The following is a 23,198-nucleotide window of genomic DNA, read 5'->3' on the forward strand; positions in this document are numbered from 1 at the left end:
CCAAACTGCCGCCACGGATTTCCCAATCCAAGATTCACGTAGAAAATTCCTAGTTCCATTCATCCAAACCCCGGCCCCGGCTAAGGCCCGACGTAGTACGCTCATGCCCCACCCCGCCGCACAGCAAAAAGGCCCGCTGGCAATGCCAGCGGGCCTTTTTGGCTCCGTACGAATAACCGCACCGACGCGACGACCTACCGCCGACGGCCGAAAATTCGCAGCAGAAACAGGAATAGGTTCACGAAATCGAGGTATAGCGTGAGCGCGCCCAGAATGGAAGCCTTATGGCTCGTCTCCTCGCCTTCCGTCACGCCCAGCAGCGCCAGCTGCTTCAGCTTCTGGGTGTCGTAGGCCGCGAGGGCCGTGAAAATCAGCACGCCGATGAAGGAAGTGACAATTTCCATTACGGGGTTGCGGAGGAAAAAATTGACCAGCAGGGCGATAACCAACCCGATAACGGCCATGCTCAACAGCTTGCCCCAGCCCGATAAATCGGTTTTGGTGAAGTAGCCGAATAGGCTCATCACGCCAAACGTGCCCGCCGTAACAAAGAACGTGGAGGCGATGGACGAGGAAGTGTAGGCCAGAAACACGCAGCTCAGCGTCACGCCGTTCAGCATGGCGTAGCCCACGAAAGCCGCCTGCACCTTGCCCAGGCTCCAGTCAAAAATGCGGGCCGAGAGAAAGCCCACCACCACCAGCTCCAGTATAATCAGTCCCAGAAACACGAATCGGGTGCCAAAAACAAAGTTTATCAGCTCCGGCGACGTGGAGGCGAACATAGCAATGCCGCCCGTCAGGCCCAGGCCGGCGGCCATCCAGCCGTACACCTGCGCAAAGAACCGAGCCTGAATTTCGGCGGCTTCTTCGGCCGAGAGTTGAATCTGCCGGGGCTGCGGCGTGAATTGATTGTCTTCCATAAAAACAGGTAAGCGAAAGGTTGGAAAGATGAATGAGTGAGGCGAAGCTACGCAATGGTTTTTCACTGGGCCAGCCGGGGCCGGGCCGGCGCATATCTTCGCCTCATGCACGCTTCCGCTTACCTCACCCTCGCCGCGTTTGGCCTCCTGGCCTGCGGGCAGCAGCCCACCGAAACGGCCACCGCCACCCACGCTCCGCAAACCCGCACCGCCCAGCAGCCCGCCCCGGCCCCGTTCCCCGAAACCTTCGAGGCTGGCAGCAAAGGCGCGTATGAGGAGGCCGACGAGCCGCTGGCCACCGGTGCGTGGCACTTCCAGGATGCCCTCATCGGCAGCAGCCCCCAGGACCACAAATCCGGCGAGCGGGCCGCCCGCCTGCGCAACCTGGGCCGCGTTTCCATGCGCTTCGATGCCAAGGCCGGGGTGCGGCGCATCACCATCTCGGCCGCCGCCTACGGCCAGGACGGCCCTAGCACCTGGGAGTTGTGGCTGAGCCGCGACGGCGGCCGCACCTACGCCCGCACCGGCGCGCCGGTGGTCACCACCGGCCCCACGCTTACGCCCCACGTTTTCGCCGGCGTGGCCAACGAGCCGCTGCGCCTGGAAATCCGCAAAACCAGCGGACCCAAAAACCGGCTTGATATTGACGACATCGTGCTCGAAACTGCCGCCGGCCCCGCCGTAGCCACGGGGGCCGGGGCCACTGGCGGCTATTTTGAGAATCGTAACAACCCGCAAGCCCCGGCCACCCCGCAGTACCCGGCCGGCACCGGCACGGGCACCGCGCAGGACCCCAACGATGCCAACCTGGCCCTGGGCAACCCCAGCGGCGCGACTTCCGACCCCAACAACGCGGCCAACTACCTGCTCGTCCACCCCGAATTCACCATCGGCTACAACGCCCTGCGCGGCATTCCCACCTGGGTGAGTTGGCACATCGACAAGGCCGACCTCGGCCAAGCCCCCCGCCAGAACAACTTCCGGCCCGATGCCGCCCTGCCCCGTCCCTTCTACCAAGTGACGCCCGCCAGCTATGCCCGCTCCGGCTTCGACAAAGGCCACAACTGCCCCAGCGGCGACCGCACCGCCGACCTCGACGCCAACTCCAACACCTTCCTGATGACCAACATGGTGCCCCAGGCCCCGCACAACAACCAGCAAACCTGGGCCCACCTCGAAGAGTACGGCCGCTCCCAAATCCAGCGCGGCCAGGAAATCTATGTCATCATGGGCAGCTACGGGCGCGGCGGCACCGGCAGCAACGGCTTCGTCCAAACACTCGACCAGGGCCGCGTCACGGTGCCGGCCCGCATCTGGAAAATCATGGTCATCCTGCCCGACGGCACCAACGACCTCCAGCGCATCGCCACCGACCCCACCGTCCGCATCCTGGCCATCGACACGCCCAATGACAACAACACCGTAAGCCCCGACTGGCGACAGTACCTCACCTCGGTCGATAAAATCGAAGCCGCTACCGGCCTCGACATCCTCAGCGCCCTGCCGCGCGACGCCCAAGCCCGCCTGCAAAAGCTGGTCGACACCGGCCGGGCCGAGTAGCCGTAACGCGGACTTTTAGTCCGCGAGTCCGCACATAGAACGACGCCCTCCCCCTTCCGGGCTAAACCCGACCCCGCTTCCCAACCAGAAAGCGCGTCACCTCCCACACGTACTTGTCGCCGTACCCGGCTTCGGTTAGTTTGTAAAATCCCTCCAGGTGCCCACCCTCGAAGCAAAGCACTTGCCGGCGCTGCCGCCACCGGGCCTGACGCGCCACCACTACCGAGTCGGCCAGAGGCATGCTTTTATCGGCCGTGCCGCCCACCAGCAGCCAGGGGCAGTTCACGCGGCGCGCCACCAGCGCATAGTCGGCCGCCTCGGCGGGCAAAGTCACCACTTTCCGGCTGCGCTGGAAAATGCCGTCCACCAGCAGCTGTGGGCTGGCCACGTAGCCTTCGGCGATGAGGAAGTCGCACTTGCTCGTGGCCGCCACTTCCGAACCCATAATGGTGCCCATCGAAAAGCCAATGATGCCCGTGCGGCTGCGCGGGTAACGGTGACGGGCATCGGCCAGCACGGTGCGCAGGTCGGTGGTGAACTCGGGGTAGTACAGCCGCCGCTGGTCGATGGCAAAGTCGCTGCTGTGCCCGAAGCCGCGGTAGTCGAACAGGTACACGCGGTAGCCGCCCTGACTCAGGGCCCGCGCCTGGTTGAGGAAATACGACATATTGTTGGCGTCGCCGTAGGCCATTACCAGCGTCGTGCGTTGGTCGGGCACATTGGCGGCCGGCTCCACAATCCAGCCGGCCAGTTGCGCATGGTCGGGCGTGGCAAGGGCAGTGGTTTGGTAGCGCAGGCCCAGCGAGTCGGGCGTGGCCACCCACTCGCGGCTGGGTTTGAGGGCCCATGTGGCGGCAGTTTGCAGCAATAGAAACGCGAGAAGTAGAAGGCTACGCATGGTCAGAACAAAAAAACAGGGATAAAAGACTGTCGCCACAGACAGCTTTTCACCCCCATCGTTGCAGCCTGAACTAAAATAGGCAGTGCCAACCAGCGACTATCACGTCTCCGTGAGCACCGTTTTGAAGCCGGCCAGGGTGCCGTCCATCATCCGGCCCAGGGCGTAGGCGTGGATTTGCGGCCCCGCGCCCACGCGGTACACCTGCACGCCGTCCATGTCCTGCTTCATAAACATTTGCAGCGCCTTGTAGCGGTTCGAGAGCGCCAAGTCGTTCAGCACGCCGTCGTCGGCCGTGTGGTTTCGCAGGAACCGGGTCAGCTCCACGGTTTCCACTTTGGCATCGGCGGGCTCGCCCAGCAGCTTCAGCAGCAAGGCGTTGCTTAGCTCGCCGCCCGGCGCGGCGTAGGCCACCGCTTCGAGCGGCGCGTCCGATTCGCTCATAAAGTGCAGGCCGGCCACCTGCTTTTGCAGCTCGGCGGGCACGGCCGCGCTGGCGTCGGCCCCGGCGGGTTTGGCCTCGGTCAGGCCGCTGCCGCCTTCCACTTTGGCCGCGATGGCGGCGGCCAGCTCCTTCATTCGGTCCTCGGGAACTTTGATTTTCGGATTGGCGAAATTCATGTCCGACACCTTGTTCATCGGAATCAGGTGAATATGCGCGTGCGGCACCTCCAGCCCAATCACGGCCACGCCGATGCGCTTGCACGGCACGGCCGCCTGCACGGCCTTGGCCACGCGCTGCGCGAAAACGTGCAGTGCCGCCAGCTCATCGGCCGGCATGTCGAAAATGTAGTCGACTTCCTTCTTGGGAATCACCAGGGCGTGGCCTTCCACCAGCGGCGTGATATCGAGAAAAGCCAAGTGGCGGCCATCCTCGGCCACTTTATAGGCCGGCAGCTCGCCAGAAACGATGCGGGAGAAAATCGAGGGCATGGGCGGGTTAGTTGTCAGGTGCTCGTTGTCAGTTGTTAATTAGCTGATGCAAATAAACGAGAACCAATAAGCTAACGCCGGAAAGAGCCTAAAAAGAAGTAGGGCAACACCTCACGGCGCTGCCCTAACAATTGATAACGAGCACCTGACCGCTAGAACCTTACCGCGTAATTTCCAGAATCTCGAATTGCAGCTTGCCAGCGGGCACCGTGATTTCGGCCGTGTCGCCGGCCGACTTACCCAGCAATCCTTTGCCGATGGGCGACTTCACCGAGATTTTGCCGGCGGCCAGATTGGCTTCTTCCTCGGCCACCAGCGTGTAGTCGAGCACCATATTATTTTTCAGGTTTTTCAGCTTCACCTTGCTCATGATGAGCACCTTGCTGAAATCCATGTTGGTCTCGTCGATGAGGCGGGCGTTGCCCAGCACTTCTTCAAGCTTGGAGATTTTGAGTTCCAGCAGGCCCTGAGCGTCCTTGGCGGCGTCGTATTCGGCGTTCTCGCTCAGGTCGCCCTTGTCGCGGGCTTCGCGCAGGTCTTCCGCGGCCTTGGCCCGGCCCCGGACTTTGAAGTCCTGGAGGTCATCCTTCAGTTTTTGCAGGCCCTCGGGAGTGTAATAATTGATGGTGGTGGCCATGGTAGTAGATGCTTAACGGTTTGGCTAAAAAGCAAGGAGAACGGCTGGCACTGCCAACCGTTCTCCCTTCTTAGGTTCCCGACAAAGATACGCAAAACGAATTAGCTCCCCGCGTTTGCCCCCATCGCACCCGCCCGAAAAGCCCGAATTTTCTCTACCAGCACTTCGTTGATACGGGCGTAGCTCTCAAACGTCCAGCCGCCTACGTGCGGCGTGAGCACCACATTCGGAGCAGTTCTCAGGAAATCGAACGTGGCCTGCTGGGCCGGGCTGAGGCTCTGGAGCTTCTCATTATCGAGCACGTCGAGGGCCGCGCCGCGCACCATGCCGGCCCGCAGGGCCTGCACCAGCGCGGCCTGGTCCAGCACTTCGCCGCGCGCCGTGTTCATCACCCAAACCGGCTTATCAAAAGCAGCCAAGAACGTCTCATCAACGAAATGGTGGTTGGCCGGCGAATACGGAATGTGCAGGCTGAGCACGTCGGCGCGGGCTTGCAACACGGCCAGCGGCACCAGTTCGGCGTGGCCGTCGGTGGTCACGGCCGGGTCGCGGTCATGCGCCAGCACGGTGCAGCCAAACGCTCCCAATCGCCGCGCAAACGCCCGCCCCATATGCCCGTAGCCCAGCAGTCCGATTGTTTTGCCCCCAATTTCCTCGCCCCGGCTGGCCTCGCGCCGCCACTGGCCCTGGCGTACCTCGTGGTCGGCCCACACGATGTTGCGCAGCAGCCCCAGCAGCAGGCCCACGGCAAACTCCCCCACCGCGTCGCGGTTGCCCTCCGGCGCGTTCAGCAGCGTGACGCCGGCCGCCGCCATCGCGGCTTCATCAATATTATCAGTACCGGCCCCGGCGCGGGCCACGTAGCGGAGGTGCGGGCCGTGGGCCAGCAGGGCGGCCGTCACGCGCAGCTTGCTGCGCACCACCAGGCCTTCATAGGGCTGCGCGGCCAAGGCGGCAGGCACTTGCGCGGCGATTAGGTTGGGTTGGTAATCAATTTCGACCCCGATGCTTTGGAGCAGCGGTTGTAGCGAGGGGTGCATTTCGTCGATGACTAGGCAGGTGCTCATGGACTTCAAAGACATTTACTCGGCCACGTCATTCATATCCAAATCCGGCAGGCTGGCGCTACTGCCCGCCATGTGCTGACCAACGTGCTGCGTCAGCCGCACGAAATCGGCCACGCCCAACTGCTCGGCGCGCTTCTCGAAAATGGGGTCGGTGGTAGCTTCGGCCGGCATTCCAAACGGTTTCAGCGCGTTGCGCAGCGTCTTGCGGCGCGTCTGAAACGCCTGCTTCACCACCCGGAAAAACAGCTTCTCATCGCAGTCCAGTTGCAGCGTGTCGTTGCGCGTGAGGCGCACCACGGCCGATTCAACCTTGGGCGGTGGGTTAAAGACGTGCGGCGGCACCGTGAACAGATACTCAATCTTATAGAAGGCCTGCAAAAGCACGCTCAGGATACCGTAGGTTTTCGAGCCGGGCGGCTCGGCCAAGCGCTGGGCCACTTCCTTCTGAATCATGCCCACCACTTCGCGCACCTGCTGGCGGTTGTTGAGCACGGCGAAGAAAATCTGGCTGCTGATGTTGTAGGGGAAGTTGCCGATGATGGCCAGCGGCTGGTCCGGGAACATCACGGCCAGGCTCTGCTTCAGAAAATCGGTAGCGTAAATGCGCTCGGTCAGAGCCGGATAATGCACTTTCAGGTAGGCCACCGATTCGGTATCAATCTCCACCACGCTGGTCTGGTAGGCCGGGTTCTGAAGCAGGTACTGCGTGAGCACACCCATGCCCGGGCCGATTTCGAGCACTTCTTTTACTGCATCGGGCAGCTGCAAAGCGCCCACGATGTTGCGGGCAATGTTGGGGTCGGCCAGAAAGTGCTGGCCCAGGTGCTTTTTGGGGCGAACGGTATTCACGGGAGTGGTAAGGGCAAGGTGTAAGTACAGACCGTCATGCAGAGCGTAGCGAAGCATCTTGCCTCGGGTAGCTGATTAATGACATTGCAACGATTGGGTTACTACTTCGAGCAAGATGATTCGTTGCGCTCTGCATGACGGTCTATTATAGCATATCATCCAACCTCGCAACCTAAACAGTACCTTGCGGCCTCAAATCTACGGCCTTCATCCCCGCTTATGTCCTTAGCCCTCGCTCACGCGGCCGCCGCGCCGGCCCAGTCCACCCAGGTTTTCATCCTGCCCGCTGGCACCACCACCCTGCCTGATGCCGCCGCCGGCGACCTCTCCGCCGCCGCCCGCCAGTACGTATCCGCCGCCCTCGCCGACGACCAGAAGCTCGTTCACCTCAACCATTTCAGCCATCACCACTACTTCGTGGTGCTGGCCGACAAGCCCACCGCCGCCCAGGTAGCCGAGCAGCTGCGCCGCGCCGGCCACACCCTCAACGGCCTGCTGAAAGCCGAAAAAGTGGCCGAAGTTTTCATCGAAAACCACAGCGAAACCACCAACGCCGCCCTGCTGCTGGCCGAAGGCCTGGCCCTGACCGCCTACCAGTTCGAAGGCTACAAAACCGACGAGAAGTCGCGCAAAGCCCCGGCCCTGAAAGAAGTTTACCTGGTCGGCAACGCCGCCACCGCCGCTCAAATCCACGAGCTGGATGGCCTGCTGCAAGGGGTGATGCTGGCCCGCGACCTCGTCAACGCCCCGCTCAATAAACTCAACGCCGTGCAGTTTGCCGAGCGCATGGCCCAGGCCGGCGACGAGGCCGGCTACACCACCGACATCCTCGACCTGGCTAAAATTGAAGCCCTGCGCATGGGCGGCCTACTCGCCGTCAACCTCGGCTCGCCCGAGCCGCCCACCTTCAGCATCCTCGAATACAAGCCCGCTAACGCCAAAAATGCCAAGCCCTACGTCCTCGTTGGCAAAGGCGTGGTATTCGATACCGGCGGCCTCAGCCTCAAGCCCACGCCCAACAGCATGGACATGATGAAGTGCGACATGGCAGGCGGCGCGGCTGTGGCCGGCACGCTCTTCGCTCTGGCCAAAAACCAGGTGCCGCTGCACGTCATTGGCCTGGTGCCCGCCACCGACAATCGCCCCGGCGGCCTCGCCTACGCCCCCGGCGATGTTATCACGATGCACTCCGGCCTCACCGTTGAAGTAAAAAACACCGACGCCGAAGGCCGCCTGCTCCTCGCCGACGCCCTCAGCTTCGCCAAGCGCTACGAGCCCGAGCTGGTCATCGACCTCGCCACTCTCACCGGGGCCGCCGTGCGCGCGCTGGCCACCGAAGCCTCCGCCTCGATGGGCACTGCCGAGCCCGCTACCCTTCAAATGCTCTCCGAAGCTGGCTACACTGTCCACGAGCGCCTCGTCGAGTTTCCGCTCTGGGAAGAGTACGCCGACCACATCAAGTCCGACATTGCCGACCTCAGCAACTTGGGCAAAGGCGAAGCCGGCCACATTTCGGCCGCCAAGTTCCTGGAGCGTTTCGCCATCGGCTACCCTTGGATTCACCTCGACATCGCCGGCCCCGCCTACCTCACGGCTGCCGAGAACTACCGTGGCAAAGGCGGCACCGGCACCGGCGTGCGCCTGTTGTATGAGTTCCTGACCAAGCAGCTTGCTTAAAAGAACGTCATGCTGAGTTCAGCGCAGCGGAGTCGAAGCATCTCTACCGCTTCGTTGCCATCAGTTTGAATACTAATGAGGTAGAGATACTTCGACTCCGCTGCGCTTCGCGGACGCTAGATTAAGCATGACCGTATTTTTCTAACAATGCCCTACAACCTCCCCCGCCTCGGCTTTTCCGTGGGCGACCTCGCCGGCATCGGCCCCGAAGTCATCTACAAAACCCTGCTCGATGAGCGCCTGCTCAAAATCTGCACGCCCGTCATCTACGGCACGGCCACGGCGCTGTTCGACGACTTCCCCACTCCTGCCGATTCCGAGCACCTGCAGTTTCGCCAGCTGCGCGACGCCGCCGACATCGCCCCCGGCCGCCTCAACGCCGTAACCTGCTGGGATGAGGATTTCGTACTTGCCCCCGGTCAGCCCTCCGCCGCCACTGGCGCGGCCGCCCGCGAAAGCCTGCTCTGCGCCGCCCGCGACCTCAAAGCCGGCAAGCTCGACGGCATCGTGACGGCTCCCATCAGCAAGGACAATACCCAGGCCGACGACTTCCGCTACCCCGGCCACACCGAGTTTCTCACCAGCTTCTTCGAGGCTCCGGAAAGCCTCATGTTTTTAGTTGACGAGGATGCCAGCCTGCGCATTGCCACCGTCACCGGCCACATTCCGCTCAAGGACGTGCCCGTCAGGCTCACCGCCGAGCTGCTGCGCACCAAAATCACGCTGCTGCTCAAGTCGCTTAAGAATGACTTCGGCATCCTCAAGCCGCGCATCGCTGTGCTCGGCCTTAACCCCCACGCCGGCGAGAACGGCCTGCTGGGCAAGGAGGAAGGCGACATCGTCTCGCCCGTCATTCAGCAGTTTGCCCACGACGGCCACCTCGTCGTCGGCCCCTTCCCGGCCGATGGCTACTTCGGCACCGAGCAGTTCCGCCAGTTCGATGCTACCCTCGCCCTCTACCACGACCAAGGCCTGATTCCCTTCAAGCTCATGGCCTTCGAGCGCGGCGTAAACTTCACCGCCGGCCTAAACGTGGTGCGCACTTCGCCCGACCACGGCACTGCCTACGGCCTCGCCGGCCAATATAAAGCCGACGAATCCTCCTTCCGCGCCGCCGTGTATCTGGCCTGCGACATTTGGAAACAGCGCCGGGAAAACGCGGAGCCCCGCTCGGCGAGGTAGCCAAAAAAGGCTTTCTGAAGCGGCTACCGCAGAGAAAGTTGGGCGCTTTTTTTGGCAAAAAGCCGGATTTTCACTACTTTTGCCCCCTGCTATCCAGCCGACCGTGAAAAAAGAAAGCAAATACGACCTCAACCTTGCCAAGCTGGCGCTGAAAACGCACCACTTTGAGTTTGAGTTGGGTCCCGAATTCTTCGCCTTATTCGACCAGCCCCTGGTGGAACAAGGCGACCTGCACGCCGACGTGGAGCTCATTAAAACCGAGCGGCTGATGACGCTCAACTTCCACATCACCGGCACTGTGCAGCTCACCTGCGACCGGAGCCTCGATGAGTTCGACCAGCCGCTGGACATTGACGAGCAACTGCTGGTACGCTTCGGCGATGAGGCCAAAGAGCTGGACGACAACGTGCTGCAAATCACGCCCGAAACCCAGACCCTGCCCCTCGCCCAGCACCTCTACGACTACATTGGTCTGGCCCTGCCCATGAAGAAGCTGCACCCGCGCTTCCAGGACGAGGCCGACGACAACCCCGACGCGCCGACCAAGCATATCTTCAGCACCCGTCCTGCCGATGATGCGCCCGACGACGACGAGCCGGCCGACCCACGCTGGGCCGCGCTGCGCAACCTGAATTAATCCGTCAGTGCCCCGAGTCGCTCCCCACTCGTTATCGCAACTTCAATCCCCTAATTTCAACTAACCCATGGCACATCCTAAGCGCCGCACCTCTTCCTCCGTTCGCGACAAGCGTCGTACCCACTACAAGCTGACTCCTAAGGCCGTGACCCTTTGCCCCAACACGGGCGAGCTGCACCTGCGCCACAAGGCGTACGTAGTAGATGGCGACCTGTACCACAACGGCCAGCTGGCCATCAAAAACTACACGAAGACCAACGCCGCTCCTGCGGTTGATGCTACCGGCGACGACGAATAGCGCGTTTGGTTGTTACTTCGCGGCACCACTAGGTCCGGCTTCGCTCCTTTTTTAAGCCAGCGGGGCCGGATTTTTGGTACTTTTGACTTTCCGCTGACCTCCCTCCAAACACCTCTTTCATGAAAATAGCCCTCGACGCAATGGGCGGCGATTTCGCCCCCCAAGCCGCCGTGGCGGGTGCCCTGCTGGCCGCCGAACAACTCGCCGGTAAGGCTACCATTGTCCTCATCGGCCAGGAAGACGCCGTGCGTCCCCTGCTCCAGGCTGCCGGCCCAGCCGGAGCCGCGCTTGAGTTCGTTCCCGCGTCGCAGGTTATCGACATGGGCGAGCACCCCGCCAAAGCTTTCCAGCAGAAGCAGGATTCGAGCATTGCCGTGGGCTACAAGATGCTCCTCGCCGGCGAAGTCGATGCGTTTTGCTCGGCCGGCAACACGGGCGCGATGCTGGTGGGGGCCATGCTCACGGTGAAGGCCGTGCCCGGCGTAATCCGCCCGGCCATTGCCAACTTCGTTCCCAAAATGACGGGCCAGTTCGGCATCCTGCTTGATGTAGGGGCCAATGCCGAATGCAAGCCCGAAATGCTGGAGCAGTTTGGTGAGCTCGGCTTTTTATATGCCCGCTACGTGCTGGGCATTGAGCAGCCCAAAGTGGGCCTTGTAAACCTGGGCGAGGAAGAGGGCAAGGGCACGCCCATCACCCAGGCCGCGCACCAGCTGCTGAAGGTTAACCCGCACATCAATTTCGTGGGCAACGTGGAAGGCCGCGACATGTTCAACGAGAAGGCCGACGTGATTGTGTGCGACGGCTTCACGGGCAATATCCTGCTAAAAATGGCTGAATCCATCTACGAAATGATGGAGGAAAAGCACATTCACGACCCGTTTTTCGACAAGTTTAACTACGAGGCCGTGGGCGGCTCACCCATTCTGGGTATCAACGACAATGCCATCATCGGGCACGGGCGCAGCACGCCTTTGGCCATCGGCAACATGCTGGTGCAGGGCTTCAATATGGCCGACTCCGGGATTGTTGACCAAATAAAGGCTACTTTTAAGTCCTAGCCCCGGTTCCCGGCGGTAAAAAACCTCCGGCTTCGGCCGGATTTTTTTTAGACGCTTGGGCGCTCATTGCCGGAGCGTTGAGTGGCCGTAACTGGCCGCGCCGCTGCCCGCACTCCCTTTTTTCGCTTGCCCCGCCTACTTTTGCCCAATATGAAGATTACTGCCGCCATCACTGGTGTGGGCTCCTATGTGCCCGACTACGTGCTAACCAATGCCGAGCTTGAAAAGCTGGTGGATACCAACGACGAGTGGATTATGTCGCGTACCGGCATTCGGGAGCGACGCATTCTGAAGGGCGAGAACCAGGGTACTTCCGTGATGGGCATCAAGGCAGTGCAGCGGTTATTGGAGAAAACCGGCACCAATCCCGAAGATGTGGAATTGCTGATTTGCGCCACGACCACGCCCGATTTGCTGTTTCCGGCCACGGCCAACATCATTTCCAACGGCGTGGGCATTACCAAGGCGTTCAGCTTTGATATGAACGCGGCCTGCTCGACCTTCCTGTTTGCGCTGGCCACGGGCGCGCAATACATTCAGGCTGGCACGCACAAGAAGGTGATTGTGGTGGGGGCCGATAAAATGTCGGCCATCGTGGACTACACGGACCGCGCCAACTGCATTCTGTTTGGCGATGGCGCGGCCGCCGTGCTGCTCGAACCCAGCACCGACGGCTTCGGCATTCTCGACCAGGTGTTGCGCACCGACGGCAGCGGCGAAGCCTACCTGCACCAGAAAGCCGGCGGCAGCCGCCGCCCGCCCTCCCACGCCACCGTGGATGCCAAGGAGCATTATATCTACCAGGAAGGCGCGACAGTTTTCAAGTTTGCCGTGAAAAGCATGGCCGATGTGGCCGCCCAGGTCATGGAGCGCAACCACCTCAGCAAGGACGACGTGGCCTTCCTGGTGCCCCACCAGGCCAACAAGCGCATCATCGACGCCACCGCCAACCGCATGGGCGTGGGTCCGGAGAAGGTGATGTTGAACATCGACCGCTACGGCAACACCACCAACGCCACCATCCCGCTGTGCCTGTCCGACTACGAAAGCCAGCTGCGCCGCGGCGACAATTTGATTCTGGCGGCCTTCGGCGGCGGCTTCACTTGGGGCTCCATCTACCTCAAATGGGCGTATGATGGCGAAAGCGTTGCGGTTAGCTAATGGCCATTAGCTGTTAGCTTTGCACCTCCTTTGGATTTCCGGTTGTTTAATAGCTGACAGCGTTTAAACAACTGCTTACAAAAACACCCACAAAAAAGGCTGGTAGCCCACGATTATCAGCTAAAAGCTTCAAAACCATGGCATCAACCGCCGACTTCCGCAACGGGCTCGTTCTTAATTACAACAACGAGCTGCACGTCATCACCGAGTTTCAGCACGTGAAGCCCGGCAAAGGTCCCGCTTTTGTTCGCACCAAAATGCGCAACATCAAAACCGGCCGCACCATCGACAACACCTTCAACGCGGGTGTGAAAGTGGAAACTGCCCGCGTGGAGCAGCGCCCGCACCAGTTCCTGTATAAGGATGACTACGGCTATAACTTTATGGATAACAGCACTTTCGAACAGGTAGTGCTGTCGGAGGCGTTGGTGCCCTTCGCCGACATTATGAAGGAAGGCCAGGAGGTGACCATCCTCATGCACGCCGAAACCGAGCAGCCCCTGACGGCCGAACTGCCCACCACCGTGGACCTGGTGGTGACGTACACGGAGCCCGGCCTGCGTGGCGACACCGCCACCAATACGCTGAAGCCCGCCACCGTGGAAACCGGGGCCCGCATCCAGGTGCCGCTGTTCGTTGATGTGGACACCAAAATCCGTATCAAGACCAGCGACTACAGCTACGTCGAGCGCGTGAAATAGGCCCTAATCCGTTAGTTAATAACTGATAGTGCGCAACCAACCGCTTATTGAACATGTCAAACCCGCCCAAAAAGGACGCTGCAATGAAAGCCAAAGAACTCCAGGAACTGCTCGATTTTATCGCTAAATCGGGCTTGAATAAGGTTAACATTGAAACCGAGGAATTTAAAATCTCGGTGCAGCGCGACCCTAATACCAAGCACGTGACGACGATGGCAGCCCCGGTGGCTCATGCGCCCGCTCCGGTAGCCCCGGCTCCGGTAGCCGCTGCGGCAGCCCCGGCGGCCGCAGCCGAAGCACCCGCTGGCAACTACAAGCCGCTAAAGGCCCCCATGATTGGCACCTTCTACCGCAGCAGTGGCCCCGAATCGCCGGCCTTCGTGCAGGTGGGTGATATGGTGGAGAAAGGCCAGGTTATCTGCATCATCGAGGCCATGAAGCTGTTCAACGAGATTGAAGCCGAAGAAAGCGGCCGCATCGTGAAGGCGCTGGTGGACAATGCCACGCCGGTGGAGTACGACCAGCCGCTGTTTTTGATTGAGTAATTATCGCAGAGCTTAGAACGGAGAGCTTAGAACTTAGACTAAATGGCATTATTTAAGCCGTTTGTTCTAAATTCTAAGCTCTCCGTTCTAAGCTCTTTTTCATTCCCACCCCAATGTTCAAGAAAATACTCATCGCCAACCGGGGCGAAATTGCCCTGCGCATTATCCGCACCTGCAAGGAAATGGGCATCAAAACGGTGGCCGTGTACTCGACTGCCGATAAGGAAAGCCTGCACGTAAAGTTTGCCGATGAGGCCGTGTGCATCGGCCCGCCGGCTTCTAAGGACAGCTATTTGAGCATGCCCACGCTCATCGCGGCCTGCGAAATCACCAACGCCGACGCCATTCACCCCGGCTACGGCTTCCTTTCGGAAAATGCGGAATTCTCGCGCATCTGCGCCGAGAATGGTATCAAATTTATCGGGGCCTCGCCCGAGATGATTAACCAGATGGGCGACAAGGCCACGGCCAAGGCGACCATGATTAAGGCCGGCGTGCCGGTGGTGCCGGGTTCGGTGGGCCTGCTCGAATCGGTGGAGCAAGGCAAGAAAATCGCCAACAAAATCAAGTACCCCGTCATCATCAAGGCCACGGCCGGCGGTGGCGGGCGCGGCATGCGCATCATTCACGGCGACGATGAATTCCAGAAAGCCTGGGACGATGCGCGCACGGAATCGAAGGCCGCGTTTGGCAACGACGGGATGTACCTGGAGAAGTACGTGGTGGAGCCGCGCCACATTGAGGTGCAGATTGTGGGCGACCAGTTCGGGCACGTCTGCCACTTGTCGGAGCGCGATTGCAGCATTCAGCGCCGCCACCAGAAATTGGTGGAGGAAGCGCCGTCGCCGTTTATGACGGACGCGCTGCGCGAGAAAATGGGCAAGGCGGCCATTGCGGGCGCGGCGGCCATTGGCTACGAGGGCGTGGGCACGATTGAGTTTCTGGTGGATGCCAACCGGGATTTCTACTTCATGGAGATGAACACCCGAATTCAGGTGGAGCATCCGGTGACGGAGGAAATCATTAATTACGACCTCATCAAGGAGCAAATCAAGGTGGCGGCGGGCATCCCGATTTCGGGCAAAAACTACTTCCCGAAGATGCACGCCATGGAGTGCCGCATCAACGCCGAGGACCCGCGCAACGGCTTCCGGCCCGCGCCCGGCAAAATCACCACGCTGCACATCCCCGGCGGCCACGGCGTGCGCGTGGATACGCACGTGTATGCTGGCTACCAGATTCCGCCCAACTACGATTCGATGATTGCCAAGCTCATCACCGTGGCCCAAACGCGGGAGGAGTGCATCGTGAAAATGAAGCGCGCCCTGAGCGAGTTTGTGGTGGAAGGCGTGAAAACGACCATTCCCTTCCACCTCGCGCTAATGGACAATGAGGATTTCAAGGCGGGAAATTTCACGACGGCTTTTCTGGAGCAGTCGTTCGATTTCTCGACGATATGATTTGGCGAAATATTAAGCATTTCGTTTAGCTAGGTTTCAGCACAATCTTGAGTACTGCCGTTATTTTAGTTGGCTGGTCGATGCTTAATGAATCGGAAATTGATTTGGCTGATGTTCAAAAAGCTTCGGGAAGAATTAGCAATAGGCAGGTTGGAAAATTTCTCACCTTTACCATTTCCGATTCACCCCAGGAATTTAAAGTTTACCAGCCCAGTCAAGATTATACCGTTTTAGCATCAAAGCTTAGTATTGGTGATAGCATAACGGTCTACTTCGTCAATAGTCAGACTGCGAATACTCAAGTGTATCAGGTTGAAAAGAACGGCCAAATTGTAATTGATAAAGCGTTGTTGACCGGGCAAAACAGAACCGGTGGACTAATTGCTTTGGTAGGTGGCTTGGTAATGATGGGGCTGGCCATTTGGCAGTTCAGAAAGCAAAAGCGTTAGTTTTTTTATGTTCATTAACTCACATTTCGCTTTTCGCTTGCTCCATTATGTCGTCGTTGCAGGCATTGGTATCGCCCTCTCCTCCTGCGCCGATACCTGCAACGGCAACATCGAAACCCTGGTGCTCTACGCCAAGCCGGGGCCGAAGGGCGTGGGCCGCGCCACCTACGTGGACGTGCTGAACAAGCCCGGTATGGGCATCAAAAAAACGCTGATGTACGAGGGCAAGGAATTCGGCACCTTCGAGCACGTCGTCATCATCAACGACCCGGAAAGCCGGTTTGCCCGGAACAGCAAAATCTGTTTCAGCACGTTTCGGGCCGAGGCGGCGGCCACGGGCGGCGATTTGAACGAGGAGGGCATCCCCGAAATCACGGTGGAGAAATAGGACTCGTCTGCTGTGCAACCCTGCCCCCGGGGCCGGAACTCTTACGGAGAGTTTCGGCCCTTTTTGTTGCTTCATGCGTCCACGGCTTCTCCCGGCTTGCCTGCTATTCGTTCTCTCTTCTGGCCTGCCGCGCCGCGTTGCGGCCCAGGCTGCGGCCCCGCCGCCGCCCCGCGATACGGCCTACGCCGTGCATAATTTATTTCGGGAGCGCCGCTTCAAGGGCTTGCGCGAGGCCGGCTACGGCACCGCCGGCCTGACGGCGACCGGCTTCGAGCTAGTTCACGGGCAAACGGGTGCGTGGGTGCTACTGGGCCTCATTGGCGCGGTGCCCACGGCATTGGGGGTCCGGCAATACGGACGCTACAGCCCGGAGCGGGAAGGCAGCTTGGTGCGGCAGTACGAGCAGGGCTGGCCGCTGCCGCCCGGGATTCGGCGGCGGCTGCGACCCCGGCATTTTAAGGCGCTGGCGGTGCGGCCGTAAGGCCAGAGGCTGGCCCGGTTCCGATTGGATTTGCCCCGACCAAGGCCACGCGGTAGTCAGCCCCGGCCGGATTTATTCCGGTCCCGGCCGCACGGTAGTCGGCCCCGACTGGAATAAATCCGGCTTCGGCCCGGCGGTAGTCGGCCCCGGCGGGATTCAATCCGGCCGGGGCCGGACAGTGGCCGGTTCCGGCCGGATTGAATCCCGCCCCAGCACGGAGAAACCGGGAATAGCCGCACCCGAAATCCGCTAAAATTCAGTTACTATTGTGCCGTACCTAACCCACAAACTCTTTTTTTACCCATGGCTGATTTCTTTCCCAACACGCTACCAAAGTTCACCGACTGGGTGGGCCTGCAAACCCGCAAGCGCCCCGACTACGCCACCACCCTCGGCCTCACGCCTACCGAAGTAACGGCCAGAGCCGCCGCCGATGCCGCCGTGCTGCAAGCCACCACCGACGCGGCCGATGCCCTGGCCACCTCCGCCGCCAAAGTGGCGGCCCGCGACACGGCCATCCGCACCTACGAAACGCAAACCCGCGCCGACATTGCCCGCGCCAAAACCGCCCCCGGCTACACCGATGCCATCGGCCAGGACTGCCAGTGGCTCAGTGCCGCCGGCACCACCGACCGCGCCACCCTCCAGCCCAGCCTCGAAATCCGCGATTCGGCCGAGGGCCTGGTCCTGAAATGGAGCAAAAACGACCAGGACGGCGTACAGGTATTCCGCCGCGCCGCCGGCGCCAAGGAGTGGGGCCGCATGCTGGCCTTCGATTCGCGCTCGCCCTACATCGACACCGAAACCGGCCTCAGCGGCTCCTTCGAGTACTACGTGCAGCTCATGAAGGACGACCGGCCCGTGGGGCAGGCCTCGGATATCGTGGCGGCGATGCACGGGGGGCGGTAGATGGACCTGCAACGACAACGGCTAGCGCCTCCGGACCACCAACCGCCCTTTTTTTTTCCGATGAAAAACGTTCTTCTTTTATGTCTTTGCCTCTACTGCTTCGCGCCGAATGCCCACGCGCAGGTGGCACTGGACCAAGGACCAAAATTGGCTTTATCGGGTGCGCCAGCGATGCAGGGCGGCCGACCTGCCGCCAGCGAACTGGACAAAACGGGCTGGCGTTTCGAAGCAATGCCGCGGGTTGCGGCCTTAGATAAGAAATCGGGGGAGGCCCGCTTCAAGCTGGTGGTCAATGCGGCCGGCACCCTGGATTCCGTCGTCACGGTGAGCAGCACGGTATCGGCCCGGCAGGAAGCCCTGTGTCGCATGGCGTTGGAAACAGCCCGCTTCGTTGCTATCAACGGCGCACCGGGACGCGCCACGGGCTTTTATACCTTCCGGTTTATCATTCGCTAATCTGCTGGATGTTCGTTGCCAGCCGCTGTTTTTGCAAAAAACACAAAACGCCCCCGCCGCCCCGTGCGGCGGGGGCGTTTTGCTTCTGCCGCTACCTGTACGGCTCCCGAAACTCGCCGCTCTTTCGGAGTTGCACTCCGAAAGCCCGCCGGCTGGGGAGTTGCACTCCCCACCACCTACCCGCCCGACCAACCGCCGACGGGGCGGCGTGCAACGCCGCAACAGCCCGGCTTTCGGAGTACAACTCCGAAAGAGCATCAAATTACATTTTACTAAAAAACGCCCCCGCCGCCCAATGCGCCGGGGGCGTTCGGCTTTCTGGCTACCTTTGCCCCACCAAACTCCCACCCCACCCTTAATTCCCCAAATCCCCCTCCTATAATATGGCACGAGTGGAAATGACTATGCCCAAGATGGGCGAAAGCATCATGGAAGGCACCGTCCTGAAATGGCTCAAGCAAGTTGGCGACGCAATTGAGCAGGATGAATCAGTGCTGGAAGTAGCCACCGATAAAGTTGACACCGAAGTGCCGGCCATCTACGCCGGCGTGCTGACGGAAATTCTGGTGCAGGAAGGCCAAGTGGTGGCCGTGGGCGCGCCCATTGCCATCATGGAAACCGATGCCGCCGCCGCTGGTGCCGCTGCTCCGGCCGCCGCTCCCGCTGCTCCACAAGCCACCCCCGCGCCTTCGAGCAACGGCAGCGCCGTGCCCTACCTGCCCGAGCCGCAGGCCGCCCCGGCCGCCGTTGGAACCGAGCACCAGCCCGGCCGCTTCCTCTCGCCGCTGGTCCTGAGCATTGCCCGCGAAGAAGGCGTGAGCATGACCGACCTGGAATACCTTCCCGGCACCGGCAAGGAAAACCGCGTGACGAAGAAGGATATTCTCGATTACGTGGCCGCTGGCAAGCCTTCGCTCACAGCGGTGGCCGCCGCCACGGCTTCGGTGCAGGCTCCGGCCGCTACTCCGCAGCCGCAAGCTGCTCCGGCCGCCCCAGCGCCCGTGCCCGCAGCTGCACCGGCATCCTCGGCCAGCGTCAAGCCCGTGCCCAGCGTGAGCGGCGGCCAGGAGTTGATTGAGATGGACCGCATGCGCAAGATGATTGCGCAGCGCATGGTGGATTCGGTGCGAATTTCGCCGCACGTCACCAGCTTCGTAGAGGCTGATGTGACCAACATCGTGAACTGGCGCAACAAGCACAAGGACGCCTACAAGAAGCGCGAGGGCGAGAACCTCACCTTCACGCCCATCTTTATCCAGGCCGTGGCCCGCGCCATCCAGGATTTCCCGTTGATTAACGTCTCCATCGACGGCGACTACATCATCAAGAAGCGCGACATCAACATCGGCGTGGCCGTGGCCCTGCCCAGCGGCAACCTCATTGTGCCCGTCATCCACAACGCCGACCAGCTCAACCTGAATGGCCTGAGCAAAAAGCTGAACGACCTGGCCGCCCGCGCCCGCATCAACAAGCTCAAGCCCGAAGACCTCGAAGGCGGCACCTACACCCTGAGCAATGTGGGCTCGTTCGGCAATGTGATGGGCACGCCCATCATCATGCAGCCGCAGGTGGCCATCATGGCCGTAGGGGCCATCAAGAAGAAGCCAGCCGTAATTGAGACGCCCCAGGGCGACCTCATCGGCATTCGCCAGTTCATGTTCCTGAGCCACAGCTACGACCACCGCGTGGTGGACGGCTCACTCGGCGGCATGTTCGTGCGCAAAGTGGCTGACTACCTGGAGCAGTTCGACCCGAACACGGCTATTTAAGGCCATTTTTGACTATTCAAAGAACGTCATGCTGAGCGCAGCCGAAGCATCTCTACCGCACAAGTAACTATTTACTGCTGCACGAGAGATGCTTCGACTTCGCTCAGCATGACGTTTTTATTTTCGCTGTTTACTCATGAAAAATATTATTTTCCTCGGGGCGCTGGTGTTAGCGCTGGGTCTTATCGGCTACTTATACCAACAGCTAACGGCCACCGAAAAGGCGCTGCAATTGGCTGAAAAGCGCTTTGCTGATTGCGAGAAAGTCACTTTTCAATTGCAAAACCAGCTGGCCCCGTTGCAGAAAAAGCAGCCGGGTGGCGTTCCGCAGTAATGCATAATTCATGACATAAAAAAAGCCGCTTCCTGAATCAGGGAGCGGCTTTTTTACTTTGAATAAATCGGGTTACAAGCCTTTTAGCGCCTGCTCCAGGGCGGCGATTTTGGCTTCGGCATCGGCCAGTTTCTGGCGCTCTTTTTCCAGCACTTCGGGCTTGGCGTTCTGGGCAAATTTCTCGTTGCCGAGCTTCTTCTGCACCGAGTCGCGAAAGCCTTGGGCGTATTCCAGTTCTTTTTCCAGGCGGGTGCGCTCGGCGGCCATATCGATGTGGCCTTCGAGCGGGATAAAGAACTCGCTGCCGCCCAGCACGAAGCTTACCGAGGCGGCGGGGCCGGCATCGGCAAACGTTACTTCCGATATGCCGCCCAGCTTGCGGATGATGCCGTCGTAGTCGGTCACCAAGGTGGGCTCGTCGGTTTTGGCTACCAACGTTAGCGGCTTGTTGGGGCCAAGGTTTTTCTGGTTGCGCACGGCGCGGATGCCGGCCACAATGGCGAGGGCCTTGTCCATACTGGCCAGGGTTTCGGCGCTGTTGGCGGGGGAGGTGGCGCGGGGCCAAGGGGCCACGGTCACATAGTCGCGGGGGCCACGCTCGGCCAACTCGTGCCATAGCTCTTCGGTGATGAAGGGCATAAAGGGGTGCAGCAGCTTGAGCAGCGTTTCGAGGTAGGCCGTGGTGTGGCGCAGGGTTTCGGCATCGATGGGATGCTGGTAAGCGGGCTTCACCATTTCTAGGTACAGCGCGCAGAAATCGTCCCAGACCAGCTTGTAGATGGTCATCAGGGCATCCGACATCCGGAACTTCTCGAAATGGTCGTCCATCTCCACAATGGCGGCCTGCAACTTGGCGTTGAACCAGGTCACGGCCTTTTCATTCACAAAGGGCAGCATGGCGTCGGCTTCCCACCCTTTCACGAGGCGAAAGGCGTTCCAGAGCTTGTTGCTGAAGTTGCGACCCTGCTCCACCAGCTTAATGTCATAGAGCAGGTCGTTGCCGGCCGGGGCCGAGAACAGCATGCCGGTCCGCACGCCATCGGCGCCGTATTGGGCAATGAGGTCGAGCGGGTCGGGCGAGTTGCCGAGCTGCTTGCTCATCTTGCGGCCCTGCGCGTCGCGCACGATGCCGGTGAGGTACACGTTTTTGAAGGGCACTTCCTGCCGGTATTCCAGGCCGGCCATAATCATGCGGGCCACCCAGAAAAAGAGAATGTCCGGCCCCGTTACCAGGTCGTTGGTGGGGTAGAAGTAATTGATGTCGGCGTTGTCGGGGTCTTTGAAGCCGTCGAACACCGAAATCGGCCACAGCCACGACGAGAACCAGGTATCGAGCACGTCTTCGTCCTGGCGCAGGTCGCTCAGCTGCAGGTCGGCCCGGCCGGTTTGGGCAATGGCCTGCTGCAAGGCATCCTCGGTGGTGAGGGCGACCACGAACGTACCATCGGGCAGGTAGTAGGCCGGAATCTGCTGGCCCCACCAGAGCTGGCGCGAGATGCACCAGTCGCGCACGTTCTCCATCCAGGCCCGGTACATGTTCTTGAACTTGGGCGGGTGCAGGCGCACGGTGTCGTTTTCCACGGCGTCGAGCGCGGGCTTGGCCATGTGCTCCATTTTCATGAACCATTGCAGGCTGAGCTTGGGCTCAATTACGGCCTTGGTGCGCTCCGACGTTTGCACGATGCTAGCGTACTCCTCGATTTTTTCGAGCAGGCCGGCTTCCTGCAAATCCTTGGCAATCTGCTTGCGGGCGGCAAACCGGTCCTGGCCCACGTAAAGCACGGCCTTCTCATTGAGCGTGCCGTTGTCGGCCAGAATATCGATAACGGGCAGGTTGTGTTTCACGCCCAGCTCGTAGTCGTTCAGGTCGTGAGCGGGCGTCACTTTCAGCGCACCCGTGCCAAAATCCATCGACACGTACTCATCAAAAATCACCGGGATTTCGCGGCCCAGCAGCGGGATGCGCAGCTTTGCGCCGGCCAGATGGCTGAAGCGCGGGTCGTTCGGGTTCACGGCCACGGCCACATCAGCCATGATGGTTTCGGGGCGCGACGTAGCCACGGTCAGGAACTGGCCCTCCTGCCCTACCACGGCATAGTTCAGATAATACATCTTGGCCTGTACGTCCTTGGCAATCACCTCCTCGTCGGAGATGGCGGTGCGGCCTTCGGGGTCCCAGTTCACCATGCGTACGCCGCGGTAAATCAGGCCTTTATTGTACAGGTCGACGAACACGCGCAGCACGGCGTCGGTCAAATCCGGCTCCATGGTGAAGCGGGTGCGGTCCCAGTCGCACGAAGCGCCAAGCTGCTTGAGCTGCTCCAGAATGATGCCGCCGTATTTGTCCTTCCACGCAAAGGCGTGGCCGAGAAATTCCTCACGGGTGAGGTCGGTTTTGTTGATGCCCTGCTCTTTGAGCAAGGCCACCACTTTGGCCTCGGTAGCGATGCTGGCGTGGTCGGTGCCGGGTACCCAGCAGGCCTCCTTGCCCTGCATGCGGGCGCGGCGCACCAGCACGTCCTGAATCGTATTGTTGAGCATATGCCCCATGTGGAGCACGCCCGTCACGTTCGGCGGCGGGATGACGACAGTGTAGGGCTTCTTTTTCGGGTTGGGTTTGGCTTTAAAAAAGCCCTGCTCCTGCCAGCGTTGGTACCATTTGGCTTCAACGTCGGTGGGCGAGTAGGTGGTGGCGAGCGACATGGGGGAGTGTGCAAGTAGCAGAAGCAACAAAAATAGGCATTAGAACTGCGGCAGAATAGCCCCTTCGGCCCAACTGCTGTTCGTCATCAAAGGGACCTTCCCATGTTTCACAGAAAATTCACG

24 protein-coding genes are annotated in these 23,198 nt (G+C 60.5%); 17 read left to right on the top strand and 7 right to left on the bottom strand.

The features are described from left to right. Positions 1–194: 194 nt before the first annotated feature. Positions 195–920, bottom strand: coding sequence for a Bax inhibitor-1/YccA family protein (locus tag ACVWYF_RS02090; RefSeq protein WP_457064124.1), 726 nt, complete (start codon positions 918–920; stop codon positions 195–197). A 105-nt stretch (positions 921–1,025) separates the two neighbouring features. On the opposite strand from ACVWYF_RS02090, the gene ACVWYF_RS02095 reads away from it, so the two are divergent. Further along, a complete protein-coding gene (locus ACVWYF_RS02095) occupies positions 1,026–2,480 on the top strand; it encodes a DNA/RNA non-specific endonuclease (protein ID WP_457064126.1) in 1,455 nt (484 codons plus the stop codon). A 61-nt stretch (positions 2,481–2,541) separates the two neighbouring features. On the opposite strand, the gene ACVWYF_RS02100 is transcribed toward ACVWYF_RS02095, so the two are convergent. The 5 genes from ACVWYF_RS02100 to rsmA all read right to left on the bottom strand — a co-directional run bounded on the left by ACVWYF_RS02100 (position 2,542) and on the right by rsmA (position 6,864). After that, positions 2,542–3,378: an alpha/beta hydrolase gene (locus ACVWYF_RS02100; RefSeq protein WP_457064128.1), complete on the bottom strand. Its 837-nt coding sequence runs from the start codon at positions 3,376–3,378 to the stop codon at positions 2,542–2,544. Between the two features lie 102 nt (positions 3,379–3,480). Further along, positions 3,481–4,311 carry a nuclease A inhibitor family protein gene (locus ACVWYF_RS02105; RefSeq protein WP_457064130.1) on the bottom strand — a complete coding sequence of 277 codons (831 nt, stop codon included), beginning with the start codon at positions 4,309–4,311 and terminating at the stop codon, positions 3,481–3,483. Positions 4,312–4,471: 160 nt separating this feature from the next. Next, complete coding sequence (gene greA / locus ACVWYF_RS02110; RefSeq protein WP_457064132.1) at positions 4,472–4,948, bottom strand: transcription elongation factor GreA; 477 nt, start codon at positions 4,946–4,948, stop codon at positions 4,472–4,474. A 101-nt stretch (positions 4,949–5,049) separates the two neighbouring features. After that, on the bottom strand, positions 5,050–6,015 hold the full coding sequence (locus tag ACVWYF_RS02115) for an NAD(P)-dependent oxidoreductase (protein WP_457064134.1): 966 nt from the start codon (positions 6,013–6,015) through the stop codon (positions 5,050–5,052). Positions 6,016–6,030: 15 nt separating this feature from the next. Further along, positions 6,031–6,864, bottom strand: a complete 834-nt coding sequence (gene rsmA / locus ACVWYF_RS02120) for a 16S rRNA (adenine(1518)-N(6)/adenine(1519)-N(6))-dimethyltransferase RsmA (protein ID WP_457064136.1) — start codon at positions 6,862–6,864, stop codon at positions 6,031–6,033. Between the two features lie 219 nt (positions 6,865–7,083). Here rsmA and ACVWYF_RS02125 point away from each other — a divergent pair, with 219 nt between their 5' ends. From ACVWYF_RS02125 to ACVWYF_RS02200, 16 genes are all read left to right on the top strand, one after another. Continuing rightward, positions 7,084–8,541: a leucyl aminopeptidase family protein gene (locus ACVWYF_RS02125; protein WP_457064138.1), complete on the top strand. Its 1,458-nt coding sequence runs from the start codon at positions 7,084–7,086 to the stop codon at positions 8,539–8,541. A 147-nt stretch (positions 8,542–8,688) separates the two neighbouring features. Beyond that, entirely contained in the window at positions 8,689–9,723 is a 1,035-nt protein-coding gene (gene pdxA / locus ACVWYF_RS02130) for a 4-hydroxythreonine-4-phosphate dehydrogenase PdxA (RefSeq protein WP_457064140.1), read from the top strand. A 103-nt stretch (positions 9,724–9,826) separates the two neighbouring features. Further along, the gene (locus tag ACVWYF_RS02135; protein ID WP_457064142.1) at positions 9,827–10,360 is read left to right on the top strand and encodes a YceD family protein; all 534 of its coding nucleotides are present in this window, start codon (positions 9,827–9,829) and stop codon (positions 10,358–10,360) included. 67 nt (positions 10,361–10,427) lie between these two features. Beyond that, positions 10,428–10,658: a 50S ribosomal protein L32 gene (gene rpmF / locus ACVWYF_RS02140; RefSeq protein WP_457064144.1), complete on the top strand. Its 231-nt coding sequence runs from the start codon at positions 10,428–10,430 to the stop codon at positions 10,656–10,658. A gap of 119 nt (positions 10,659–10,777) precedes the next feature. Next, entirely contained in the window at positions 10,778–11,719 is a 942-nt protein-coding gene (gene plsX, locus ACVWYF_RS02145; protein ID WP_457064146.1) for a phosphate acyltransferase PlsX, read from the top strand. A gap of 150 nt (positions 11,720–11,869) precedes the next feature. After that, positions 11,870–12,880, top strand: a complete 1,011-nt coding sequence (locus ACVWYF_RS02150) for a beta-ketoacyl-ACP synthase III (RefSeq protein WP_457064148.1) — start codon at positions 11,870–11,872, stop codon at positions 12,878–12,880. A 137-nt stretch (positions 12,881–13,017) separates the two neighbouring features. Continuing rightward, positions 13,018–13,581: an elongation factor P gene (gene efp, locus ACVWYF_RS02155; protein ID WP_457064150.1), complete on the top strand. Its 564-nt coding sequence runs from the start codon at positions 13,018–13,020 to the stop codon at positions 13,579–13,581. An 83-nt stretch (positions 13,582–13,664) separates the two neighbouring features. Continuing rightward, positions 13,665–14,126: an acetyl-CoA carboxylase biotin carboxyl carrier protein gene (gene accB / locus ACVWYF_RS02160; RefSeq protein WP_457064152.1), complete on the top strand. Its 462-nt coding sequence runs from the start codon at positions 13,665–13,667 to the stop codon at positions 14,124–14,126. A gap of 113 nt (positions 14,127–14,239) precedes the next feature. Continuing rightward, complete coding sequence (accC, locus tag ACVWYF_RS02165) at positions 14,240–15,586, top strand: acetyl-CoA carboxylase biotin carboxylase subunit (RefSeq protein ID WP_457064154.1); 1,347 nt, start codon at positions 14,240–14,242, stop codon at positions 15,584–15,586. Positions 15,587–15,633: 47 nt separating this feature from the next. Then, the gene (locus ACVWYF_RS02170) at positions 15,634–16,035 is read left to right on the top strand and encodes a hypothetical protein (RefSeq protein ID WP_457064156.1); all 402 of its coding nucleotides are present in this window, start codon (positions 15,634–15,636) and stop codon (positions 16,033–16,035) included. Between the two features lie 37 nt (positions 16,036–16,072). Further along, entirely contained in the window at positions 16,073–16,423 is a 351-nt protein-coding gene (locus ACVWYF_RS02175) for a hypothetical protein (RefSeq protein WP_457064158.1), read from the top strand. Positions 16,424–16,496: 73 nt separating this feature from the next. Next, positions 16,497–16,904, top strand: coding sequence for a hypothetical protein (locus tag ACVWYF_RS02180; protein WP_457064160.1), 408 nt, complete (start codon positions 16,497–16,499; stop codon positions 16,902–16,904). Between the two features lie 303 nt (positions 16,905–17,207). Further along, on the top strand, positions 17,208–17,813 hold the full coding sequence (locus ACVWYF_RS02185; RefSeq protein ID WP_457064162.1) for a hypothetical protein: 606 nt from the start codon (positions 17,208–17,210) through the stop codon (positions 17,811–17,813). A gap of 60 nt (positions 17,814–17,873) precedes the next feature. Then, entirely contained in the window at positions 17,874–18,269 is a 396-nt protein-coding gene (locus ACVWYF_RS02190; RefSeq protein ID WP_457064164.1) for a hypothetical protein, read from the top strand. A 383-nt stretch (positions 18,270–18,652) separates the two neighbouring features. After that, positions 18,653–20,038, top strand: a complete 1,386-nt coding sequence (locus ACVWYF_RS02195; protein WP_457064166.1) for a dihydrolipoamide acetyltransferase family protein — start codon at positions 18,653–18,655, stop codon at positions 20,036–20,038. 136 nt (positions 20,039–20,174) lie between these two features. Beyond that, positions 20,175–20,372: a hypothetical protein gene (locus tag ACVWYF_RS02200; RefSeq protein WP_457064168.1), complete on the top strand. Its 198-nt coding sequence runs from the start codon at positions 20,175–20,177 to the stop codon at positions 20,370–20,372. Positions 20,373–20,444: 72 nt separating this feature from the next. On the opposite strand, the gene ACVWYF_RS02205 is transcribed toward ACVWYF_RS02200, so the two are convergent. After that, entirely contained in the window at positions 20,445–23,075 is a 2,631-nt protein-coding gene (locus ACVWYF_RS02205; RefSeq protein ID WP_457064170.1) for a valine--tRNA ligase, read from the bottom strand. Between the last annotated feature and the right edge of the window lie 123 nt (positions 23,076–23,198).

Source organism: Hymenobacter sp. UYAg731 (genome assembly GCF_054061335.1).